Below are 21,220 nucleotides of genomic sequence, written 5' to 3' on the forward strand. Positions count from 1 at the left end.
CTCCCCAGGGCGCTTTCTCCCACCGCCCTCCACGGATGACCGGTTCCGTCCTCAGCGCGGAATGATCCGGATGCCACGCTCTGGGGCATGGCAGCGAAAGACGACCTCGGCCGAGCCGGGGAGGACCGCGCCGTCGCCCACCTGACCGGCGACGGCTACCGCATCATCGCGCGCAATTGGCGGTGCGCGCAGGGCGAGATCGACGTCGTCGCCGAGCGCGACGGCACGCTCGTCGTCGTCGAGGTGAAGACGCGCAGCAGCGAGGACTACGGGCACCCGTTCGAGGCGATCGACAAGCGCAAAGCGGCCCGCCTGTGGCGCCTGGCGATGGCGTGGCTCGCGGCGCATCCCGACCATGCGCGGGGTCGGCGGTTGCGGGTCGACGTGATCGGGCTCGTGGGGACCGATCCCGCCACGGCGCGGCTCGAACACCTGGAAGACGCGCTGTGACGGTCGCCCGCACCTGGGCCGTGGCGTTGTCGGGCCTGCGCGGCGACCTCGTCGAGGTCGAGGCCGACGTCTCGTCGCAGACGCCGGAGTTCTCGATCATCGGTCTCGCCGACAAGGCGTTGGGCGAGGCCGGGCGGCGCGTGCGCAATGCGTGCACGAACCGCGGACTCGATCTGCCCAAGCGCCGCATCACGGTGAACCTGTCGCCGGCGAGCCTGCCCAAGCGGGGGTCGGGCTTCGACGTGGCGATCGCCGTGGCCGCCCTGGCGACATCGATCGCGATGGATGCCGCGCACGTCGCCGCGACGGTGCACATCGGTGAACTGGGGCTCGACGGACGCCTGCGGCCGGTTCCGGGGGTGCTCCCCGCGGTGGTCGCCGCGCGGGCCGCCGGTGTGTCGCGTGTCGTCGTGCCCCTCGCGAATGCGGCGGAGGCCGGGCTGGTCGAGGGGGTCGAGGTGCTCGCGGCTGTGTGCCTCGCCGAGGTGGTGCGGTGGCACGGAGGGACCAGCGATGCCGTCGATCTGCCCGCGGTCGAAGCTCCCGCGGTCCCGACGGCGGACGACGCGGCCCTCGAACTCGCCGACGTGGTCGGGCAGCCCGACGCGGTCGACGCCCTCGTGGTCGCGGCCGCCGGTGGGCACCACATGCTGATGAGCGGCCCGCCCGGCGCAGGCAAGACGATGCTGGCGCGTCGGCTGCCCGGCATCCTCCCGCCCCTCGACGACGACGCGGCGCTGTCGGTGGCCTCGATCCGATCGCTGTCGGGAGAGACGGTGACGCGGCTCTCTCGCACGCCTCCGTTCGAAAGCCCGCATCACGGCGCCACCTCCGCGGCCCTCATCGGCGGAGGCTCGGGGATCATCCGGCCCGGCGCCATCGCGCGGGCGAGCGAAGGCGTGCTCTTCCTCGACGAGGGCGGGGAGTTCCCCGCCTCCGTGCTCGACGCCCTGCGGCAGCCGCTCGAGAACGGCGTCATCCAGGTGCACCGCTCCGGCGCGGCGGCGACGTATCCGGCGCGATTCCAACTGGTGGTCGCCACCAACCCCTGCCCCTGCGGGCAGTACGGCGTCCCGGGTGGTTCGTGCGAGTGCGCTCCGCAGGCGATCAGACGCTACACGCGTCGGCTCTCGGGGCCGCTTCTGGATCGGATCGACATCGACCTGCGCCTCCAGCGCGTGTCGAGCGCTCGGCGCGACTCCGACGCGCGCACCGTGACCACCGGAGAGGCGCGGGGGATCGTCGCCGAGGCCCGATCGCGCGCGGCCGCTCGCTGGCGGCACACGCCGTGGCGACGCAATGCTGACGTCCCCGGCACCTGGCTGCGTGGGCCCGCCGCCCCCGCGGCGGAGGTGCTGAGGCCGCTCGATGCGGCGCTGCGTCGGGGCGCGCTCACGCTGCGGGGGTACGACCGTCTGATGCGGGTCGCGTGGACGGTCGCGGACATCGCGGGGCACGATCACCTCGACGCCGCCGACGTGGGGCGGGCTCTCTACCTCCGCCGGGGAGCGAACGCATGATGCCGATCGACCTGACCGCCACGGCGGCTCGCGACGCTCTCGCGGGCGTGCGCCGAGGCGCGGCGGCGGCGGATCTCGAAACCTATGCCCGAGCGGTGTGGAGTGTGCTCGTCGAGCCGGGCGACGGCGAGGCCGGGGCACTCATCGCGGCACACGGTGCGGAGGAGGCCCTGCGTCTCGCCGCAGCCGATGACAGCCGCGATCTGCGGCAGGCGCGCGCACGATGGATGCCGCGCCTGCAGCGGGCGACCATCAGCGCCGCGCTCCATGCGGCGCGCCGGGCGGAAGCCGAGCTCGTCGTTCCCGGCGATGCGGACTGGCCCGACCGCTTCCGCGACCTCGGCGCCCACGCGCCGGTGGCGTTGTGGCGGAGGGGAGGCGGACAGGACGCGGCCGGGCCCGTGGTCGCCCTCGTGGGCGCGCGAGCGTCGACGGCCTACGGCGAGGGCGTGGCCGCCGATCTCGCGGGCGATCTGGCGGCGGCCGGGGTGACGATCGTCTCGGGGGCGGCGTACGGCATCGACGGGGCCAGCCATCGTGCGGCGCTCTCGGTCGGCGGCACCACCGTGGCGTTCCTCGCCGGTGGCGTCGACCGACCGTACCCGCGCGGTCACGAGACGCTGCTCGCCCGCATCGCCGAGGCGGGTGCGGTGTGGAGTGAGACACCGTGCGGCGCCGCCCCGACCAAGTGGAGATTCCTCTCGCGCAACCGTCTCATCGCGGCGATGGCCGACGTGGTCGTCGTGGTCGAGGCGGGGTGGCGCAGCGGGTCGTTGAACACCGCCGCGCACGCGGCCACCCTCGGCCGCAGCCTCGGCGCCGTCCCGGGCCCGGTGACGAGCGCCGCCTCCGCGGGATGCCATCGGGTGCTGCGCGAGTACGACGGGGTCTGCGTCACCTCGGCGGCGGATGTGCTCGAGATGCTCGGGGACGACGGGTCGGCCGTGGGTGGATCCTCCGCCGATCGAGCGGCCGCAGCGGGCACGGGGGAGGGGCGGACCGACTCCACGACACGACTCTTCGACGCGCTCTCGTCTCGATCGGCGCGGACGCTCGACGATGTGGCGCGGCGCAGCGGCCTCCCGCGCGAAGACGCGCGCACCCTCCTGGGGTTCGCCGAGCTCGAGGGGCGGGCGGTGCGCGACCTCGACGGGTCCTGGCGCTCGGTGCATCGCAATGCGGGGACGACGTGATCCTGCGGGCGCCGCGCGTGCTCCCGGCGGACGCAGGGAGGACGGTCCAGGCTGGATGCCGTGCATACGTCCGCTGCTGTCGAGGGGTACCTGACCCATCTCGCCGACGTGCGCCGACTCGCACCCGCGACGGTGCGCGCATACCGGTCCGATCTTCTCGACCTTCTCGAGACCCTCGGGGACCCCCCTCTCGACGACATCGAGGTCGACGACCTGCGCGAATGGCAGTGGCGTGCGGCGCAGGCCGGCCGGTCCAAGGCCACCGCTGCCCGTCGGACCTCTACTTTGCGGGGGTTCTTCGCGTGGGCCGGCGAGCGGGGACTCGTCGCCGCCGACCCCTCTCAGCGACTCGTGTCTCCCAAGCGCGGTCGAACGCTCCCCACGGTGGCGACGGCCGATGCCCTCGACGAGGTCTTGGCCGCAAGCGCCGCTCAGGCGGTGAACGGGGACGCCCTCGCCCTGCGGGATCACGCCCTGCTGGAGCTGCTGTACGGCTCGGGGGCTCGCGTGTCCGAGGTGTGCAGCCTCGATCTGGACGACATCGACCACGACCGACGCACCCTCCGCCTGCACGGCAAGGGAGACAAAGAGAGGGTGGTTCCGTTCGGCCTTCCGGCGGAACGGGCTGTCCAGGCGTACCTCGTGCGGGGACGGCCCGCTCTGGTCGCACGCGGCGGCGGCGACGACGGCGATGGTGGCGGTTCCGCCGGCCCGTCTCGCGCCGAAGGCCCCTCCCGCACCGCCGGACGGTCTTCGGCGAGAGGCGACAACGTGTCTTCGCCCGCCCGTGCCGTCTTCCTCGGCGCGAAGGGCGCGCGGCTCGGACCCCGCGCGGTGCACGCGCTGGTGTCGCGCACCGTCGGGCCGAGCGTGGGCGCCGACGCGCTCGGTCCCCATGCCCTTCGCCACTCGGCGGCCACCCATCTGCTCGACGGCGGGGCGGACCTCCGCGCGGTGCAGGAGATCCTCGGACACGCGAGCCTCGGCACGACGCAGATCTACACGCATGTTTCGTCGGAGCGGCTTCGGGAGGCCTACCGTCTCGCGCATCCGCGCGCCTGACCGCGTCTGCGGGTCGCGAGCAAACCGTCCGCCGGCCTCGAGCACTTCTTCGCGTCCCCGGGCGTGGAGAAGGCGTCCGCCCGCGACCTTCCCGCGGGAGCGCAGGACGCGCGCACATCCGAGTGCTCCGGGAACCCGCCGCCGCGTCCGGCTGGCCCCCTCCGGTCTCGGGCCCTAGCGTGGGACCGTGAGAATTCGTCGCCTGACCGTCGTCTCCCTGGGCACCGTGGTCGTCTGCGGAGTGCTCGCAGGGTGCAACCTCCAGCCCCAGCCCGTCGAGACCCGGCTGCCGCCCGGCGTCGGCGCGTCGAGCACCCAGCCGACGTTCTCGGTACCGTCGCCGTCCGTGGTGACGCTTTCACCCGCGCCCGAGGCGACGCCGACGTCGGCACCGGTCGTGACGGTCGACCCCGCTCCGTCCGCACCCGCGACCGACCCCGGGGCCGTGTCGTGCGGCGACGGCGGAAGCCAGACCGTCTCCGGCGCGGAACAGACGGTGCGGGTCGTCGGCATCTGCGGGGAACTCGTCGTGTCGGGATCGGCGCTGACGGTCGACGCATCCGGAGCCACGGTCAAAACGCTCCGTATCTCCGGTGACCGGGCGCGCGTCGACGTCGGCGCGATCGACGTGCTCGTCGTCCAGGGCAACGACGGGTCCATCACCTCCGCGGCGCCCATCGGCAGCGTCGACCTGAGCGGTGACCGGGCCTCCGTCCGGGCTGCCGGCTCGATCGCGTCGGTCACCGTCCGCGGTCAGGACAACGTGGTGGGAGCGAGCGGTGGCGTCGGCACCACGACCGTGGAGGGCCGCGGAAACCAGATCGGCTGACCGGCAGCCCGGATGGATCGGGCGGGTCGCCGATGCGAGGAACGGGTGGATTCTCTCGAGCTTGCCCCGACCGCGCCGCCCTCAGCAGCACGGCAACAGAATCGCCCGGGGGACGCCTCCGAGCAGGCGCAACGGGTTGATGTACGCGCCGTCGAGGCGCACCCCCATGTGCACCGTGCCCGGGGCGGTGTGCCCACCGACCGACACGGTTCCGACGGGTGCACCCCGCGCGACCCGGTCGCCCACCGCGAGTGTCGTCTCGACCGGTTCGAGGGACGTCACGAGCCCGTCGCCGTGATCGATCGTGACCACATCACGACCGGCGACCGGGCCTGCGAAGGCGATCCGTCCGTCGGCGGGGGAGCGAACGGCGTGGGCGACCAGGTCGATGCCCCGATGCCCCGGAGCGTAGGCGTGCGCGGGCGCCTCGAACGCGCGCACCACCCGCACCGGCGCGACGGGCCAGACCCATCCCCGCCCCGACAGGGGATCGGTGCGTTCGTGCGCGACGTCGTGGACCGCCACCTCGTGAACCCCACCGGGGGTCGCGCCGGGCCCCGGCGCCTGCGCCGCCGGGGCCGGCGCGAACCCCGCCGACGCGAGCGCGATCGAGGCGATGAGGCCCCTGACCAGACCAGGGATCGGCGGAATCATCCTCGAAGTCTCCCCGTCCCGACCCCCCGGTTCGGGGGCGAACGATGCCGCCGGGGACGGCGCCCGCATCGCACGCGGTGGGGAGGAGCCGTCCTGTATGCTGGTGAGTGCATCTCGCATGTCGGGATGACTCCGCGTGCCCTCGGCGCACCGCATCGTTCCTCGGGACGACGCACCGCGCGGCATCCACACCCCCTGGTCCTCCGCTTCGGCGGATGGCGGGTGTGCGCCGGGTACCAGGCTCGTCAGGCGGACCGTCTGACGCGAACAACCACAACCACGGCGCGCAAGCGCTCAGAAACAGGAGTACGACCATGGCCGTCGTCACCATCCGCCAGCTGCTCGACAGCGGCGTTCACTTCGGACACCAGACCCGCCGGTGGAACCCGAAGGTGAAGCGCTTCATCCTCACCGAGCGCTCCGGCATCCACATCATCGACCTGCAGCAGTCGCTCGGCTACATCGACAAGGCGTACGAGTTCGTCAAGGAGACCGTCGCGCACGGCGGCACCATCCTCTTCGTCGGCACCAAGAAGCAGGCGCAGGAAGTCCTCGCCGAGCAGGCGACCCGCGTGGGCCAGCCCTACGTGAACCAGCGCTGGCTCGGTGGCCTCCTCACCAACTTCCAGACGGTGTCGAAGCGCCTCGCCCGCATGAAGGAGCTCGAGGAGCTCGACTACGAGAACCCCGCCGAGAGCGGCTTCACCAAGAAGGAGCTCCTGCTCAAGAAGCGCGAGCTCGACAAGCTGCACAAGTCGCTCGGTGGTATCCGCAACCTGCAGAAGACCCCGTCGGCCATCTGGGTCGTCGACGCCAAGCGCGAGCACCTCGCGGTCGACGAGGCCAAGAAGCTCGGCATCCCCGTGATCGGCATCCTCGACACGAACGCCGACCCCGACGAGTTCCAGTACCCGATCCCCGGTAACGACGACGCGATCCGCTCCGTGAGCCTGCTCACGCGCATCATCGCCGACGCCGCGGCCGAGGGCCTCATCCAGCGTCACCAGCCCGCCGGTGAGGAAGAGGCCGCCGAGCCCCTCGCCGAGTGGGAGCGCGAGCTGCTCGAGACCCCCGCCGAGTCCACCGAGGCCGCCGAGACCACCGAAGCCGCCGAGACCACCGAAGCCGCCACGGAGTCGCCCGCCGACGCCGCCGGTGCCGAGGCTCACGACGAGGCCGTCGCCGCCGAGTCGGACGAGACCGTCACCGAGGTCGCCGACGCCGAGGCCACCGACAGCAAGTAAGCCGCGAGACGCAACGTCGCTTCCGAGTCGACGACGCGTCACCCGCACAGGCTACGATCCGGCGGGGTCGTGACCGCCCCCTCTCCGTGAGGGCGGTGACACGGCCCCGCCGGGCTCACATCTAGAACGCAAACGACAAGGAGACCGCCACACCATGGCAAACTTCACGATCGCCGACATCAAGGCGCTGCGCGAGCAGCTCGGCACCGGCATGGTCGACACCAAGAAGGCGCTCGAAGAGGCTGACGGCGACGTCGAGAAGGCCGTCGAGATCCTGCGCCTCAAGGGTGCCAAGGGCAACGCCAAGCGCGCCGACCGTTCGACCAGCGAGGGCCTCGTCGCCGCGCGCGAGAACAACGGTTCCGTGACGCTCCTCGAGCTCGCCTGCGAGACCGACTTCGTCGCCAAGAACGAGCGCTTCATCGCCCTGGCCGACAAGGTCGTCGATGCGGCCGCCGCGGCCTCCGCCGACTCGGTCGAGGCCGCTCTGGCCGCCGACGTCGACGGCAAGACCGTCGAGCAGCTCATCTCCGACGAGGCCGCCATCATCGGCGAGAAGGTCGAACTGCGTCGCGTGCGCACCATCTCGGGCGACAAGTTCGAGGTCTACCTGCACAAGACCAGCAAGGACCTGCCCCCGCAGGTCGGTGTCGTGCTCGCCTACACCGGTGACGACGCGGAGACCGCCCGCAGCATCGCGCAGCACATCTCGTTCGCGAACCCCTCGTACCTCTCCCGCGACGCCGTGCCCGAGGCCGACGTCGAGAAGGAGCGCGAGATCGTGACCGAGATCTCCCGCAACGAGGGCAAGCCCGAGGCCGCCCTCCCGAAGATCGTCGAGGGTCGCGTCAACGCGTTCTTCAAGCAGGTCGCCCTGCTCGACCAGGACTACGCGAAGGACAACAAGCTGTCCGTCGCCAAGGTCGCGTCCGACGCCGGTCTCACGCTGACCGACTTCGCCCGCTTCAAGGTCGGCGCGTAACACCCAGACAGGCTCAGGGCCCGTCACAAGGCCCGGGATGCCACGGCATCCCGGGCCTTTTCCCTGCCCGGCGTCCGAATCGCCACGAGCGTGTCGGTCGCGCGGGTGAGGGGATAGTTTGTTCAAGACGAGAGGACACCACACGTGATCGATGAAGCCACCAAGCGCCGCCGCGTACTGCTGAAGCTGTCGGGGGAGGCGTTCGGCGGGGGCCAATTGGGTGTCAATCCCGACGTCGTCAGCCAGATCGCGCGCGAGATCGCCGAGGCGGTGGACCGCGTCGACATCGCGATCGTCGTCGGCGGCGGCAACTTCTTCCGCGGAGCCGAGCTGAGCCAGCGCGGCATGGACCGCGGGCGCGCCGACTACATGGGCATGCTCGGAACGGTGATGAACTCCCTCGCCCTGCAGGACTTCCTCGAGCAGGCCGGCGCCGCCACCCGCGTGCAGTCCGCCATCTCGATGACACAGGTCGCCGAGCCGTACATCCCGCGCCGCGCGGTGCGCCACCTCGAGAAGGGGCGCGTGGTCATCTTCGGTGCCGGCGCGGGTCTGCCGTACTTCTCCACCGACACCGTCGCCGCCCAGCGTGCGCTCGAGATCGGCGCGACCGAGGTGCTCGTGGCCAAGAACGGCGTCGACGGGGTGTACACGGCCGACCCCCGTGTCGACCCGAGCGCCACGAAGCTCGACCACCTCACCTACAACGACGCCCTGCAGAAGGGACTCAAGGTCGTCGACTCGACCGCCTTCAGCCTCTGCATGGACAACGGCATCGACATGCGCGTGTTCGGCATGGAGCCGGCCGGCAACGTCACCCGGGCCCTGCTGGGCGAGACGATGGGCACGCTCGTCACCACGTGACGCGCCGTGCGGGCCCGGGGAGCCGGGCCCGCACGCGGCTAGACTGAGACGTCAGTCCCAACGAATGGAGTCACCGTGATCGCCGATGTCCTCGCCGATGCCGGAGCGCGCATGGATCGCGCCGTGGAGGCCGCCAAGGAGGACTTCGCGACCGTCCGCACCGGGCGCGCGAACCCCCAGATGTTCCAGAAGGTGCTGGTCGACTACTACGGTTCGCCCACGCCCCTCGCGCAGCTCGCGTCGCTGAACAACCCCGAGGCGCGCACGCTGGTCATCAACCCCTACGACAAGACGGCGCTGAAGGCGATCGAGCAGGCCATCCGCGACATGCCGAACCTCGGTGTGAACCCCACCAACGACGGCACCATCGTGCGCATCACGATGCCGGAGCTGACGCAGGACCGCCGCAAGGAGTACGTCAAGATCGTGCGGGGCAAGGGCGAAGACGCCAAGGTGCAGGTGCGCAACCTGCGTCGCAAGTCCAAGGACGACCTCGACGCACTGAAGAGCGACGTCGGCGAGGACGAACTGGTCCGCGCCGAGAAGGAGCTCGACGCCATCACGCGCACCCACGTCGACATGATCGACGAGGCTCTCAAGCGCAAAGAGGCCGAACTGCTCGAGGTCTGAGTCGATGACCGATGCCCCCGAGGCCGGCGGCGAGCATCCGGCCGATGCCCCCGTTTCGCGCCGAGGCGAGGCTCTGCGTCGTTCACCGGCCACGGGTGAGGGCGTGACGGCCATCGAGTCTCAGCTGCGTGCCATGCGCACGGATGCCGAGCAGCACATCGCCCACGCGCGCGCGGAGTTCGATCAGCGCAACGAGCGCCTGAAACAGCGCACCGGGCGAGATCTCATCGTCGCCACCCTGATCGGCGTCGGCATCGGTGCCGTCGTCGTCGCGTCGCTCATCTTCGTGAAGTGGGCCTTCGTGCTGTTCGCCGCGGCGGCGATGGTGCTGGGCGTGGTCGAGTTCTCGCGGGCCCTGCAGGTCGCCGGCCGGCGGGTGGACGTGGTGCCCCAGCTGATCATGGGGTTCCTGCTGCTGCTGAGCGGGTTCTTCCTCGGGGCGTGGGTGCACTGGGTCGCCACCCTGACCGCGGTGGTCGTGGTGATCGTGTGGCGCCTGGTCGCGCAGCTCTTCGCCTCCGACGGACGGATGCGGATCGACGTCATCGGCGACGTGCTCGTGGCGGGCTTCGTCCAGCTGTACGTACCGTTCCTCACCAGCGTCGCCATGATCCTCCTCGCGCAACCGCGCGGTGAGTGGTGGGTCCTGGCCTTCCTGATCCTCGCCGTCGCCGCCGACACCGGCGCCTACGTCTCGGGGCTCACCTTCGGGCGGGGCGGACGGCATCCGATGGCCCCGCGGATCAGTCCCAAGAAGACGTGGGAGGGCTTCGCGGGGGCATGCGTGGCGGCCCTCGTGGCCGGAGCGCTGCTGGCGGTCTTCATGCTCCAGGTGCCGTGGTGGGCGGGTGTCGTCTTCGGTGCCGTCGTGGTGGCCACGGCCACGGTCGGCGACCTCGGCGAATCGATGGTCAAGCGCGATCTGGGCATCAAAGACATGAGTTCGTGGCTGCCCGGCCACGGGGGAGTGCTCGACCGCCTGGATTCCATCCTGCCGTCCGCGACCGCTGCGTTGGTGATGTTCTACCTGCTCGCCCCGTTGGGAGTGTCATGACCGAGACCCCGATCCACGACGGAATGGCTTCGACTCCCTTCCCCGAGGTGTCGGGTCGCGCGAAGGGCTACGAGAAGCGTGCCGTCGACGCCTTCCTGGAGCGCGCCCGTCAGGCGTTCGAAGCCGATGAGGCCGGCGCGCTCCGCTCGACCGAGGTGCGCGCCGTCTCGTTCCCCCTCGTGAGACACGGGTACGCGGTGGCGCCGGTGGATGCCGCCCTCGGGCGCGTCGAAGACGCCTTCGCCGCCCGTGAACGGGAGCACGCGCTGTCGCGCCGCGGGGCGCGGGCATGGGTCGCCGAAACCCGCGACACCGCCCAGGTGGTCCTCGACCGGCTGGGTCGACCTCGGGGGGAGCGTTTCGAACGCGTCTCGCTCCTGCAGTACGGGTACCGCGTCGACGAGGTCGACGTCGTGGCCGACCGGATCGCCCGCTACCTCGCCGCGGGAGAACCCGTCACGCCCGGCCAGGTACGAGCCGTCGCCTTCCGCATGCAACGCGGCGGGTACCGCGAGACGCAGGTCGACGTGGTGCTCGACGCCGTCGTCGAGGTCATGCTCGCCGTCGGATGAGCATCGGACGCCGCGCGGTGATGGCACCGGTTCCAGGGCTTCGGTAGAATCGGTGACACTGTGACTTCTGGCTCGGAACTCTCGCGTGGATCGTCTCGCCGCGTCGCCCGTCGGGGCGCGGTGGCCGACGTGATCCCGCCGGAGCTCCCGCGGCGGTCCGGACCGCGCTGGTCGCGCCGGCGCGGGGTCGTGGCCGTCTTCGGTGCGTGCGCTGCCGTGCTGTTCGCCGGTGCCTACGTGGGGCCGATGGGCGCGTCGTTGCTTCCCGCCCAGGCCGACGAGCCGCGCACCGTCACCCTTTACGCCGAGGGTCTCGACGACACGCAGGCCGTCTCGACGGCGGGGGAGAGGCAGGCCCCCGACCTCCAGCGTTCGAGCTACAACGTCTTCGTGAAGCCCAAACCCACTCCCACCCCGACCCCCACGACCTCGAAGTCCAGGAGCGGGAGCTCGGGTTCGTCGGCGGGTGGGCGCAGCGGCCCCCTGCCCTATTCGGGCGGCGGCGCGCCGGCGGACTGGATGGCTGCCGCCGGCATCTCGGATGCCGACATGGGCTACGTCGACTACATCGTCAGCCGCGAGAGCGGGTGGAACCCGAACGCCACGAACCGTTCCTCGGGTGCGTGCGGTCTCGTGCAGGCCCTGCCGTGCAGCAAGGTCCCCGGCAACGGCTACGACCCCGTCGACAACCTGCGCTGGGCGACCGGGTACGCGACCGGCCGCTACGGCAGCTGGGCCCGCGCGTACGCGTTCTGGACCAGCAACCACTGGTGGTGAGCGGCATCCATGCCCCGCTCGCGTAAGCGTCGTCCGGAGACCTCCCGCAGCGACGAGTCGCTGGATCGCCTGATCGCGGGGTGGAAGCGCACCGAGACCAAGCGCGGAGTCGAGTGGACGGTACAGCCGATCTCCGCCCCGCAAGCGCTGAAGGACTACATCTGCCCGGGCTGCGGCCGCGCGGTCACCGTAGGCACGCCGCACCTCGTCGTCTGGCGGGCGGACGGGGTGCTCGGTGACGCGGCAGACCTGGCCGCGCGTCGACACTGGCACACGCACTGTTGGAGGATCGCCTGATGGACATCCGCGGACCCGTTCTGCTCCCGGCCCGTCGAGAAGACGTCGAGCTGCGCACCGTCGACGAGCTGACCCTCGTCGGCGAACTCGCGCTCCCCGCGGATCATGAGCCGGTGGCCACGCTGGTCACCCTTCATCCGCTGCCCACGGCGGGGGGCTTCATGGACTCGCACATCCTGCGCAAGGCCGCCGGGCGCCTTCCCGCCCTCGCCGACCTCGCGGTGCTGCGCTTCAACACCCGCGGCACCACCTCGCCGCGCGGCACGAGCGAGGGCTCCTTCGACGGGGGAGCGAACGAGGCGTTCGACGTCGCGGCGGCGGTCGACTTCGTCCGCGAACGCGGCCTTCCGCGCCCCTGGCTGGTCGGATGGTCGTTCGGCACCGAGCTGGCGCTGAAGTACGGCCGCGACCACGACATCGAGGGCGTCATCCTGCTCTCGCCTCCCCTGCACCGTGCCACCGCCGAGGAGGTCGCCGCCTGGGCGGGTGACGCGCGGCGCATGATCGTGCTCGTCCCGGAGTTCGACGACTACCTGCGCCCCGCCGAGGCCCGCGAGCGCTTCGCCTCGGTCCCCGACGCCACTCTCATCGCCGTCGAGGGTGGCAAGCACCTCTGGGTCGGCGAGACGCAGACGCGTCGGGTGCTCACCGAGATCGTCGCGGCCGTCCACCCCGACGCCCTGCCCCTGGCGACCGAGTGGGACGGGCCTCTCGCGGACCCCCTCGCCGACTGAGGATTCCGGGGCTCAGCGTTCGTTCTGCCGCGGGATGATGACCTCGCGGTAGATGATGAGGATGCTGGCGGCCACCGGGATGGCGATGAGCGCGCCCAGCAGGTTGAGCAGCGCTCCTCCGGCCAGGGCCGAGATGACGACGACGGACCCCGGCACCGAGACGGCGCGGTTCATGATGCGCGGCGAGATGACGTACGCCTCGATCTGCATGTACACGAGGTAGTAGACCGCGGCGACGATGACCGCCCACCCCGGGGTTCCGAGGCCGGGGATGAGGCACGCGAGCACGATGATCGTCGATCCCGTCAGCGTCCCCACCAGCGGGATGAGGGAGAAGAAGAACGCGATGACGGCCAGCACGGCGGGGAACGGTGCGCCGATGACGGTGAGGAGGATGGCGCTCAGCACGCCGTTGATCACGCCGAGGCTCACCTGCCCCATCACGTAGTAGCCCACGGAGTCGGTGATCTTCTCGGCGAGCTCGATGAAGCGCGCCCTCTTCGACGCCGGCACGAGCTGGTAGACGGCCGACTTGAGCGACGGCGTGGATGCCGTGAAGTAGATCGTGAGGATCAGCACGATGAACGCCCCGCCCAGGCCCGCGGCCACGGCGCCGGCGCCGGTGAGGAGGCTGTTGCCGACGATCGTGGAGATCGATCCGACGTCGAGCGTGCTGAACCAGTGCTGGACACCCGCCCACAGCTCGTCGATCTTCAACCACGGCAGGGTGTCGGAGGCCCACTGCTGCACCTGCGCGACGATTTCGTTCCAGCGCCCCGGCTGCAGCAGCTGCTCGATCTGCGAAACCAGCTGCGCGATCTGGCTGACGATGACGGGCACGACCATGAACACGATGCCGGCGAACACCCCGAGCACGGCGAGGATCGTCAACAGCACCGCCGCCCAGCGGGGCAGCCCGCGGCGTTCGAAGAAGGACACCACCGGATCCAGGCCCAGCGACAGGAAGAGCGCGGTACCGACGTAGAGCAGGATCGTCGACAGGTTCTGCACGCTGCCGATGAGCAGCAGCCCGACCCCCACGCCGAGGGTGGCGAGCAGGGCGACCCGGAAAGGGTTGTGGATCTTCATGCCGAACGACTCCCGCCTCAGCCGGGCCCGCTGCCCGTCTGGTCAGGATACTGATCGTTCCGGCACCGTTCGGGCAGCGACGGGCCTCGCCGCGAACTTTCAGCCGCCCTCCGATAGTCTGAAACGTCGATTCTTCGGTGGCGCCCGAGTCACCGGTGGGGATGGTGTGAAGCGTGAGATTCGTCTGGGCCGTGGTGGCGTTCGTCATCGCCGCCGCAATGATCGGTGCAGGGATCGCCCAACGCACGGTCTTCCAAGGTCCCTCGGAGACCACGAAGTCCGTGCAGACAGAGGGGACCGAGGCCTACACGCTCATCGACGGGTCGGTGCTCACGAGCGTGCCGGGCGCGCAGACCCTGCGCGTCGAGGGCGAGGGCGAGGTGTTCGTCTCGTACGGTCGCACCGCCGACCTCACGGCGTGGCTCGCCGACGTCCCGTACACGGCCGTGACGGTCGACGGCGAGGGCGCGGTGCAGACCGCTGTGCAGCAGCCCACCGTGACCCCCGAGACCGACGCCGCCGCCGGTCGCAGCCCCGTCGACAGCGACCTGTGGCTCGATGAGTTCGAGCAGACCGGGTCGCTCTCGACCACGCTTCAGCTGCCGAGCGACATGAGCGTGCTCGTGGCATCCGACGGCACGGCCGCCGCCCCCTCGACCGTGAGCCTCACCTGGCCGATCGACGATTCCACCCCGTGGGCGGGTCCGCTCATCGTGGGCGGCGGGATCGTGCTGCTGGCGGGTCTCGTGCTCTACATCCTCGGCATCCGGCACGTGCGTCGCTCGCGTCGCCCGCGCCGAAAGGGGTTGCCCCTGCCCGTCACCGAGCCCATCTCGATCGCCGACACGAACGCCGAGGAGAAGGGCGTGGTCAGCACGAGCCCCGCACGTCGCGGCCTCTCCCGGATCACGGGAGCGCGCGGCGGACGTCGCGCGCTCGTCGCGGTCCCCGCGCTCGGCGTGTCGATCGCGCTGCTCGCGGGCTGCTCCGCCGATGCATGGCCGCAGCTCGCGGCCACCGAGAGCCCGAGCCCGACGCCCACCGTGATCGTGCCGGAGGGGCAGTTCCCGCCCGCGGTGACGGAGGCGCAAGCGCAGCGCATCGTGTCGCGCGTGTCGACGACCGTCGCCTCGGCCGACGCGGCCCTCGACCAGAACGCCGCGGCCCAGCGTCTCGCGGGTGCCGCCCTCGCCGAGCGCACCACCAACTACCGGCTGCGCGCAGCCCTGCCCGACCGCCCGGCGTTGCCCGCGATCCCGGCGGAGCCCGTGCAGATCGTGCTGCCGCAGACCACGGGCACGTGGCCGCGCACCCTCATGACCGTGGTGGAGTCGGCGGATGCCGCGACGCCCACGACGACGATCATGATGATGACGCAGGAGACGCCGTGGGACGAATACAAGGCGTCGTACGTGGGCAACCTCGAGGCGTCGACGAACCTGCCCGAGCTCGCCGCTCCCTACGTGGGCGCCACCCAGGTGCCGCCGGACTCGTCGTTCCTCGTACTCGCGCCCGAGAAGGTCGCGGCCGCCTACGCCGACATCATCAACAACGGCGAGAACAGCGTCTCGTGGTCGACGTTCGACACCGCCAACGATCTGCTGCTCTCGGCGATCCAGGACAACAAGACCAAGCGCACCGAAGAGCTGAACCAGACGGGCGCAGGAACGGCTGAGATCAGTTTCACAGCGTCGGCGGGTCCCGCCGCGCCCATCGCTCTGGCGACCCTCGACACGGGCGCGATCGTGGCCGTGAACGTCTACGAGAGCGACACCGCCAAGCCGACGAACGCCGACGCCGTCATCAAGCTCGACAACAACCCGGCGGTGAAGGCCCTCACCGGCGTCGACCAGTCGGCGACGGGCTTCACCACCACCTACACCGACCAGGTGTTCTTCTACGTTCCCAGCCAGGGTTCCGAAGATCAGATCCGCCTGCTCGGCTACCGATCCAGCCTCCTCGAAGCGAAGGTGTCCCCGTGAGCACTCCCGCCGCCCCCGGCTCCGTCATGCGCGGTGCCGTCGACCTGTCGTCGTTGCGCAACCGCCCCGCGACCCCCGCGACCCCCGCGGGGCCGCCCGCGGCGTCGCCCGCTGCGGGCGCGCCCGCCGGGGGCATGCCGCTCGTCTTCGACGTCACCGACGACACGTTCGGCGAGGTCCTCGAGCTCTCGCGCACGGTCCCGGTGGTCATCGACCTGTGGGCGGAGTGGTGTGGTCCGTGCAAGCAGCTGAGCCCGGTGCTCGAGAAGGTCGTCACCGAACTCGGCGGTCGCCTCGTGCTGGCGAAGGTCGACGTCGACGCGAACCCGCAGCTCGCCCAGGGCTTCCGCGCCCAGTCGATCCCGATGGTGCTCGCGCTCGTCGCCGGCCAGCCGGTGCCGCTGTTCACGGGCGCCGTGCCCGAGCAGCAGGTGCGCGACGTGTTCGCGCAGCTCCTGCAGCTCGCCGCGCAGCACGGGGTGACGGGCACCGTGCCCGTCGACGCCGAGAGCGCGGCCGACGCCCCCGCCGAGGAGCCCCCGCTCCCGCCGCTGCACGCCGAGGCGTTCGCCGCCATCGAGGAGGGCGATTACGCCCGCGCGATCACGGCGTACGAGAAGGCCCTGGCCGAGAACCCGCGCGACGCCGACGCGCGCGCCGGTCTCGGGCAGGTGCGCCTGCTCGACCGGGTGCAGGATGCCGATCTCGCGGCGGCCCGCGCCGCGGCGGCCGCGGAACCCACGGGTCTGGACGCGCAGTTCCTCGTCGCCGACCTCGACGTCGTGGGCGGTCACGTCGACGACGCCTTCGCCCGTCTGCTCGACCTGTTCGCCGCCCTGCCCGCCGACGAGCGCGCCCCCGTCCGGGAGCGTCTGCTCGAGCTGTTCGGGCTCGTGGGCGACGACGACGCCCGAGTGATCCGGGCGCGGGCGCGCCTGGCATCCCTGCTCTTCTGACACCGGCTGATCCGCCTCAGCGCGATCGCACGCGAGGAAAGGCCCCGCCCTCTCGGGTCGGGGCCTTTCGTCGCTCCTTAGCCCGGGATGAACCGAGACGGCCCCCCTCGGGCGGGGCCGTCTCGGTTCGTCGCTCAGCCGTCGGCGCGGTGGTGCAGCCAGAGCACTCCGAGGGGCGGGAGCGTGAGCGTCGCGCTGCCGCGGCCGTCGGTCGTGACGGCGCCGAGGTTGCCCTGATCCGATCCACCGAACGCCTCGGCGTCGCTGTTGAGGACCTCGGTCCACGTACCCGATTCCGGCAGGTCGAGGGGGAAGTCGGTGAGGGGGGCACCCGAGAAGTTGCACACGACCGCGATCGTGTTGCCGTGGTGGTCGCGACGGGCGAATGCGAGCACGTTCGGGTTCCACGCCGGGGCGCCCAGTCGCGAGAACGCGGCGCCGTCGTGGTCGCGCGCCCACAGCGGGGCCTGATCCTTGTAGACGCGGTTGAGCTCGGCAACGAACGCCTGCAGCTGCGCGTGCGCGGGCTGATCGAGCATCCACCAGTCGAGCTCGCGCGACTCGGACCACTCGGACATCTGCCCGAATTCCTGGCCCATGAACAGCAGCTGCTTGCCGGGGTGGCCCCACATGTACGCGAGGAACGCGCGCATGTTGGCCAGCTTCTGCCAGTGGTCGCCGGGCATGCGGCCGAACAGGCTGCCCTTCCCGTGCACGACCTCGTCGTGGCTGATGGGCAGGATGAAGTTCTCGCTGAACGCGTAGACGAAGGAGAATGCCAGTTCGCCCTCGTGGTGCGAGCGATACATCGGATCGCGACCGATGTACTGCAGCGAATCGTTCATCCAGCCCATGTTCCACTTGAAGCCGAAGCCGAGGCCCGCGTGGGAGGTGGGGGCCGTGACCCCGGGGAAGCTCGTCGACTCCTCGGCGATCAGCGCGATGCCGGGGTAGCGCTTGTAGGAGGTGGCGTTGACCTCCTGCAGGAAACGGACGGCCTCGAGGTTCTCGCGCCCGCCGAACTGGTTGGGCGCCCACTCCCCGTCGTTGCGGGAGTAGTCGAGGTAGAGCATGGAGGCCACGGCATCCACCCGCAGACCGTCGACGTGGAATTCCTCGAACCAGTACAGCGCGTTCGCGACGAGGAAGTTGCGCACCTCGTTGCGACCGTAGTCGAAGATGAGCGTGCCCCAGTCTTTGTGCTCGCCGCGACGGGGGTCGGGGTGCTCGTAGAGCGCCTCGCCGTCGAAGCGGGCGAGGGCGAAGGCATCCTTGGGGAAGTGGCCGGGGACCCAGTCCATGATCACGCCGATGCCGGCCTGGTGCAGGCGGTCGATGAGGTAGCGCAGGTCGTCGGGGTCGCCGAAGCGACTGGTGGGGGCGTAGTAGCCGGACACCTGATAACCCCACGAACCCCCGAAGGGGTGCTCCGCCAGCGGGAGGAACTCGACGTGGGTGAAGCCCTGGGCGCCGACGTAGTCGATGATGCGGTCTGCCGCATCGCGGTATGACAGGCCCGACTGCCACGAGCCGAGGTGCAGCTCGTAGATCGACATCGGTCGGTCGATCGGCGCGGTGGACGAGCGCTCCTCGATCCAGGCGTCATCGGCCCAGGTGTAGGCGGACTCCGTGACCACCGACGCCGTCGCGGGCGGCATCTCGGCGAGGCGGGCCATCGGGTCGGCCTTCTCGATCCACTGGCCCGCGCGCGTGAGGATCTCGAACTTGTAGCGGGTGCCGGCACCGATGCCGGGGACGAAGACCTCCCAGACGCCGCTGCCGCCCATCGAACGCATGGCGCTGGCGGCGCCGTCCCAGCCGTTGAAGTCGCCGATGACGCGGACCGCCCGGGCGTTGGGGGCCCACACGGTGAACGCCGTGCCCGACGAACCGTCGAGGTCGCGCAGGTGCGCACCGAGAACGCGCCACAGTTCTTCGTGGCGCCCCTCGGCGATGAGGTGCAGATCGAGCTCGCCGATCGACGGGGAGTGCCGGTAGCCGTCGTCGGCGACGTGCTCCGACCCGTCGTAGGTCGCGCGCACCACGTAGGCGCCGGGGAAGGCGTCGAGGGAGGCCTCCCAGATACCTCCGCGCACGTGTGCGAGGGGAACCTCGGAGCCGTGGCCTAGCTCGGCGACGACTTTCTGCGCCAGGGGGCGGCGGGAGCGGATCACCCAGCCGTCGGCACCCTGGTGGGCACCCAGGACGCTGTGCGGATCGTGGTGGGAGCCGGAGGCGACGGCATCCAGGATCTCGGGGGGAAGCGTGGTCATCGGTTCTCCTTGACGTGCAGGATGTGCACGGGCTCGGTGAAGGCGTCGAGGCGGACGAAGTTGTGGTCGGCCCAGGTCCACACCTGTCCGGTCACGAGGTCTTCGACGTCGTACGACGCGCCCGGCTCGACGCCGAACACGGTCGTGTCGAGGTGGACGGTGGTCTCGCGTGCGGAGTGCGGGTCGACGTTGGCGACGACGATGATCGTGTCGGACGCGCCCGTGGGCGACAGCTCGGCCGCGAGGTGCTTCGTGTAGACGAGGACCGCGTCGTCGTCGCTCCAGTGCACGTCGAGGTTGCGCAGTTGCCGCAGCGCGGGGTGTGCGCGGCGCGCCGCGTTGAGCATGCGCAGGTAGGGGGCGAGGGAGTCTCCCGCGGCCTCGGCGCCCTCCCAGTCGCGGAACTTGTACTCGTACTTCTCGTTGTCGATGTTCTCTTCGGAGCCCGGGCGGGCGACGTTCTCGAAGAGCTCGTAGCCGGCGTAGACGCCGTAGGTGGGAGCGCCGGTCGCCGCGATGGCCGCTCGGATCTTGTACGCCGGCCGCCCACCGAACTGCAGGTACTCCGTCAGGATGTCGGGGGTGTTCACGAAGAGATTGGGGCGGAGGAAGTCGGCCGTCTCGTGCGCGAGCCCGCCGAGGAACTCCTCGAGCTCCTCCTTGGTGTTCCGCCAGGTGAAGTAGGTGTAGCTCTGCTGGAAACCGGCCATCGCGAGGCCCTGCAGGGGAGCGGGGCGCGTGAAGGCCTCGGCCAGGAACACCGCTCCGGGCTCCTCGGCGCTGACCGTGGCGATGAGCCACTCCCAGAACTGCAGAGGCTTGGTGTGCGGGTTGTCGACGCGGAAGATGGTGACGCCCTGGGCGATCCAGTGCCGCACGATGCGCAGCACTTCGGCCCGGATGCCCTCGGGGTCGTTGTCGAAGTTGACCGGATAGATGTCTTGATACTTCTTCGGCGGGTTCTCGGCGAAGGCGATGGAGTCGTCGGGGAGCGTGGTGAACCACTCCGGGTGCTCGGCGACCCACGGGTGGTCGGGGGAGGCCTGCAACGCCAGGTCGAGGGCCACCTCGATGCCGTTCTCGCGAGCGGCGGCCACGAAGGCGCGGAAGTCGTCGAGGGTCCCGAGGTCGGGGTGGACGGTGTCGTGACCGCCCGCCGCCGCACCGATGGCCCACGGGGAACCCGGATCGCCCGGCTGGGTGACGAGGGTGTTGTTGGGGCCCTTGCGGTTGGTGACCCCGATCGGGTGGATGGGCGGCAGGTACAGCACGTCGAAGCCCATGCCGGCCACCGCGGGCAGGCGGTCGATCGCCGTACGGAACGTGCCGCTGACGACCGAACCGTCGTCGCGGCGCACCGCGCCCTCGGACCGCGGGAAGAACTCGTACCATGCGCCCACGCCGGCGCGCTCGCGCTCGACGAGCAGCTCGGCATCCTTGCCGACCGACACCAGACCCATCATGGGCCGCGCGGAGAACATCGCGGCGATCGCCGGGTCGCGCACGACGCCGAGCGCCGTGTCGTCGTGCACGTCGGGGTCGCGCAGCGTGCGGGCGGCGTCGTAGAGCGCGTCTTTGTCGCTACCGGGACGCTTCTTCTCTCCCCGGGCGCGGTCGAACAGCTGCGCACCCATCTCGCGCATGAGCGCGGTGTCGACGCCCGCGGCGATCTTGACCTCGGCCGCGTGCTCCCACGTGGCGAAGTCGTCGGCGAAGGACTCGAAGCGGAACCGCCACACCCCCTGTTCGAGCGGGGCGACGAGGACCGACCACCGGTCGAAGCCGTCGTTCAGCGGGCTCAGCCGGTGGAGGGATTCGTCGCCGGAGGGCGAGAACAGGCGCACCTGCACGCCGATGCGGTCGTGCCCCTCGCGGAACGCGGTGACGGTGAAGGGGACCGCTTCCCCGACGTACGCCGAGGGGCGGAAGCGCCCACCCGGAACGCTGGGATGCGGAAGGGCCATCGGGATGCGCGGGGTCACCACGCTGCGGGAGGCGGGCGCCGGCTTGACCGCGCGCACGGGGATCGAGGCGGCGCTGCGCCAGGGCAGCTCGGGC

At 71.0% G+C, this 21,220-nt stretch carries 20 protein-coding genes; 16 read left to right on the forward strand and 4 right to left on the reverse strand.

Translation table 11 applies throughout. The annotated features are described in order from the left end of the window. Positions 1-87: 87 nt before the first annotated feature. The 5 genes from ACK4LS_RS01555 (at position 88) to ACK4LS_RS01575 (ending at position 5,054) form a co-directional block, all read left to right on the forward strand. Positions 88-450 carry a YraN family protein gene (locus ACK4LS_RS01555; protein WP_409712404.1) on the forward strand — a complete coding sequence of 121 codons (363 nt, stop codon included), beginning with the start codon at positions 88-90 and terminating at the stop codon, positions 448-450. Continuing rightward, complete coding sequence (locus ACK4LS_RS01560) at positions 447-1,970, forward strand: YifB family Mg chelatase-like AAA ATPase (protein WP_409712406.1); 1,524 nt, start codon at positions 447-449, stop codon at positions 1,968-1,970. Before ACK4LS_RS01555 ends, ACK4LS_RS01560 begins: the two co-directional genes overlap by 4 nt. Beyond that, positions 1,967-3,163 (forward strand): DNA-processing protein DprA, encoded by a 1,197-nt coding sequence (dprA, locus tag ACK4LS_RS01565; protein ID WP_409712408.1) that lies wholly within the window; start codon positions 1,967-1,969, stop codon positions 3,161-3,163. Before ACK4LS_RS01560 ends, dprA begins: the two co-directional genes overlap by 4 nt. Positions 3,164-3,223: 60 nt before the next feature. Next, on the forward strand, positions 3,224-4,225 hold the full coding sequence (locus ACK4LS_RS01570; protein WP_409712410.1) for a tyrosine recombinase XerC: 1,002 nt from the start codon (positions 3,224-3,226) through the stop codon (positions 4,223-4,225). A gap of 187 nt (positions 4,226-4,412) precedes the next feature. Beyond that, on the forward strand, positions 4,413-5,054 hold the full coding sequence (locus tag ACK4LS_RS01575) for a hypothetical protein (protein ID WP_409712412.1): 642 nt from the start codon (positions 4,413-4,415) through the stop codon (positions 5,052-5,054). A gap of 81 nt (positions 5,055-5,135) precedes the next feature. Here ACK4LS_RS01575 and ACK4LS_RS01580 read toward each other — a convergent pair whose 3' ends face one another. Further along, complete coding sequence (locus ACK4LS_RS01580) at positions 5,136-5,708, reverse strand: murein hydrolase activator EnvC family protein (protein WP_409712414.1); 573 nt, start codon at positions 5,706-5,708, stop codon at positions 5,136-5,138. 314 nt (positions 5,709-6,022) lie between these two features. Here ACK4LS_RS01580 and rpsB point away from each other — a divergent pair, with 314 nt between their 5' ends. From rpsB to ACK4LS_RS01625, 9 genes are all read left to right on the forward strand, one after another. Next, a complete protein-coding gene (gene rpsB / locus ACK4LS_RS01585; RefSeq protein ID WP_409712416.1) occupies positions 6,023-6,952 on the forward strand; it encodes a 30S ribosomal protein S2 in 930 nt (309 codons plus the stop codon). Between the two features lie 154 nt (positions 6,953-7,106). Then, positions 7,107-7,934 (forward strand): translation elongation factor Ts, encoded by an 828-nt coding sequence (gene tsf, locus ACK4LS_RS01590; RefSeq protein ID WP_409712418.1) that lies wholly within the window; start codon positions 7,107-7,109, stop codon positions 7,932-7,934. Between the two features lie 144 nt (positions 7,935-8,078). Continuing rightward, positions 8,079-8,798, forward strand: coding sequence for a UMP kinase (gene pyrH, locus ACK4LS_RS01595; RefSeq protein ID WP_409712420.1), 720 nt, complete (start codon positions 8,079-8,081; stop codon positions 8,796-8,798). 75 nt (positions 8,799-8,873) lie between these two features. Then, positions 8,874-9,428 (forward strand): ribosome recycling factor, encoded by a 555-nt coding sequence (gene frr, locus ACK4LS_RS01600; protein WP_409712422.1) that lies wholly within the window; start codon positions 8,874-8,876, stop codon positions 9,426-9,428. A gap of 4 nt (positions 9,429-9,432) precedes the next feature. Further along, positions 9,433-10,482, forward strand: a complete 1,050-nt coding sequence (locus ACK4LS_RS01605; protein WP_409712424.1) for a phosphatidate cytidylyltransferase — start codon at positions 9,433-9,435, stop codon at positions 10,480-10,482. Beyond that, on the forward strand, positions 10,479-11,054 hold the full coding sequence (locus ACK4LS_RS01610; RefSeq protein WP_409712426.1) for a DivIVA domain-containing protein: 576 nt from the start codon (positions 10,479-10,481) through the stop codon (positions 11,052-11,054). The genes ACK4LS_RS01605 and ACK4LS_RS01610 overlap by 4 nt, the downstream gene beginning before the upstream one ends. A gap of 60 nt (positions 11,055-11,114) precedes the next feature. Beyond that, positions 11,115-11,831, forward strand: coding sequence for a transglycosylase SLT domain-containing protein (locus ACK4LS_RS01615; protein ID WP_409712427.1), 717 nt, complete (start codon positions 11,115-11,117; stop codon positions 11,829-11,831). 9 nt (positions 11,832-11,840) lie between these two features. Next, positions 11,841-12,128 (forward strand): hypothetical protein, encoded by a 288-nt coding sequence (locus tag ACK4LS_RS01620; protein WP_409712428.1) that lies wholly within the window; start codon positions 11,841-11,843, stop codon positions 12,126-12,128. Beyond that, a complete protein-coding gene (locus ACK4LS_RS01625; protein WP_409712430.1) occupies positions 12,128-12,862 on the forward strand; it encodes an alpha/beta hydrolase in 735 nt (244 codons plus the stop codon). The genes ACK4LS_RS01620 and ACK4LS_RS01625 overlap by 1 nt, the downstream gene beginning before the upstream one ends. 12 nt (positions 12,863-12,874) lie before the next feature. Here the strand turns inward: ACK4LS_RS01625 and ACK4LS_RS01630 are convergent, their stop codons facing one another. Continuing rightward, complete coding sequence (locus ACK4LS_RS01630; RefSeq protein WP_409712432.1) at positions 12,875-13,951, reverse strand: AI-2E family transporter; 1,077 nt, start codon at positions 13,949-13,951, stop codon at positions 12,875-12,877. Between the two features lie 173 nt (positions 13,952-14,124). On the opposite strand from ACK4LS_RS01630, the gene ACK4LS_RS01635 reads away from it, so the two are divergent. Continuing rightward, positions 14,125-15,933: a glycosyl transferase gene (locus ACK4LS_RS01635; RefSeq protein ID WP_409712434.1), complete on the forward strand. Its 1,809-nt coding sequence runs from the start codon at positions 14,125-14,127 to the stop codon at positions 15,931-15,933. Further along, the gene (locus ACK4LS_RS01640) at positions 15,930-16,889 is read left to right on the forward strand and encodes a tetratricopeptide repeat protein (RefSeq protein WP_409712436.1); all 960 of its coding nucleotides are present in this window, start codon (positions 15,930-15,932) and stop codon (positions 16,887-16,889) included. Before ACK4LS_RS01635 ends, ACK4LS_RS01640 begins: the two co-directional genes overlap by 4 nt. Positions 16,890-17,023: 134 nt before the next feature. On the opposite strand, the gene glgB is transcribed toward ACK4LS_RS01640, so the two are convergent. Together glgB and ACK4LS_RS01650 are read right to left on the reverse strand one after the other, a co-directional pair. Then, positions 17,024-19,162, reverse strand: a complete 2,139-nt coding sequence (gene glgB, locus ACK4LS_RS01645; RefSeq protein WP_409712438.1) for a 1,4-alpha-glucan branching protein GlgB — start codon at positions 19,160-19,162, stop codon at positions 17,024-17,026. Beyond that, complete coding sequence (locus tag ACK4LS_RS01650; RefSeq protein WP_409712551.1) at positions 19,159-21,126, reverse strand: maltotransferase domain-containing protein; 1,968 nt, start codon at positions 21,124-21,126, stop codon at positions 19,159-19,161. The genes glgB and ACK4LS_RS01650 overlap by 4 nt, the downstream gene beginning before the upstream one ends. Positions 21,127-21,220: the final 94 nt, after the last annotated feature.

It is taken from the genome of Microbacterium sp. (assembly GCF_046295495.1).
Taxonomy (GTDB): Bacteria; Actinomycetota; Actinomycetes; order Actinomycetales; family Microbacteriaceae; genus Microbacterium.

Bases quoted from the DNA above. Each gene is read 5' to 3' on its own strand.
- ACK4LS_RS01555 (WP_409712404.1), top strand. From the start codon at position 88: ATGGCAGCGAAAGACGACCTCGGCCGAGCCGGGGAGGACCGCGCCGTC.
- dprA (WP_409712408.1), top strand. From the start codon at position 1,967: ATGATGCCGATCGACCTGACCGCCACGGCGGCTCGCGACGCTCTCGCG.
- ACK4LS_RS01580 (WP_409712414.1), bottom strand. From the start codon at position 5,708: ATGATTCCGCCGATCCCTGGTCTGGTCAGGGGCCTCATCGCCTCGATC.
- rpsB (WP_409712416.1), top strand. From the start codon at position 6,023: ATGGCCGTCGTCACCATCCGCCAGCTGCTCGACAGCGGCGTTCACTTC.
- tsf (WP_409712418.1), top strand. From the start codon at position 7,107: ATGGCAAACTTCACGATCGCCGACATCAAGGCGCTGCGCGAGCAGCTC.
- ACK4LS_RS01605 (WP_409712424.1), top strand. From the start codon at position 9,433: ATGACCGATGCCCCCGAGGCCGGCGGCGAGCATCCGGCCGATGCCCCC.
- ACK4LS_RS01610 (WP_409712426.1), top strand. From the start codon at position 10,479: ATGACCGAGACCCCGATCCACGACGGAATGGCTTCGACTCCCTTCCCC.
- ACK4LS_RS01620 (WP_409712428.1), top strand. From the start codon at position 11,841: ATGCCCCGCTCGCGTAAGCGTCGTCCGGAGACCTCCCGCAGCGACGAG.
- ACK4LS_RS01625 (WP_409712430.1), top strand. From the start codon at position 12,128: ATGGACATCCGCGGACCCGTTCTGCTCCCGGCCCGTCGAGAAGACGTC.
- ACK4LS_RS01630 (WP_409712432.1), bottom strand. From the start codon at position 13,951: ATGAAGATCCACAACCCTTTCCGGGTCGCCCTGCTCGCCACCCTCGGC.
- glgB (WP_409712438.1), bottom strand. From the start codon at position 19,162: ATGACCACGCTTCCCCCCGAGATCCTGGATGCCGTCGCCTCCGGCTCC.
- ACK4LS_RS01650 (WP_409712551.1), bottom strand. From the start codon at position 21,126: ATGGCCCTTCCGCATCCCAGCGTTCCGGGTGGGCGCTTCCGCCCCTCG.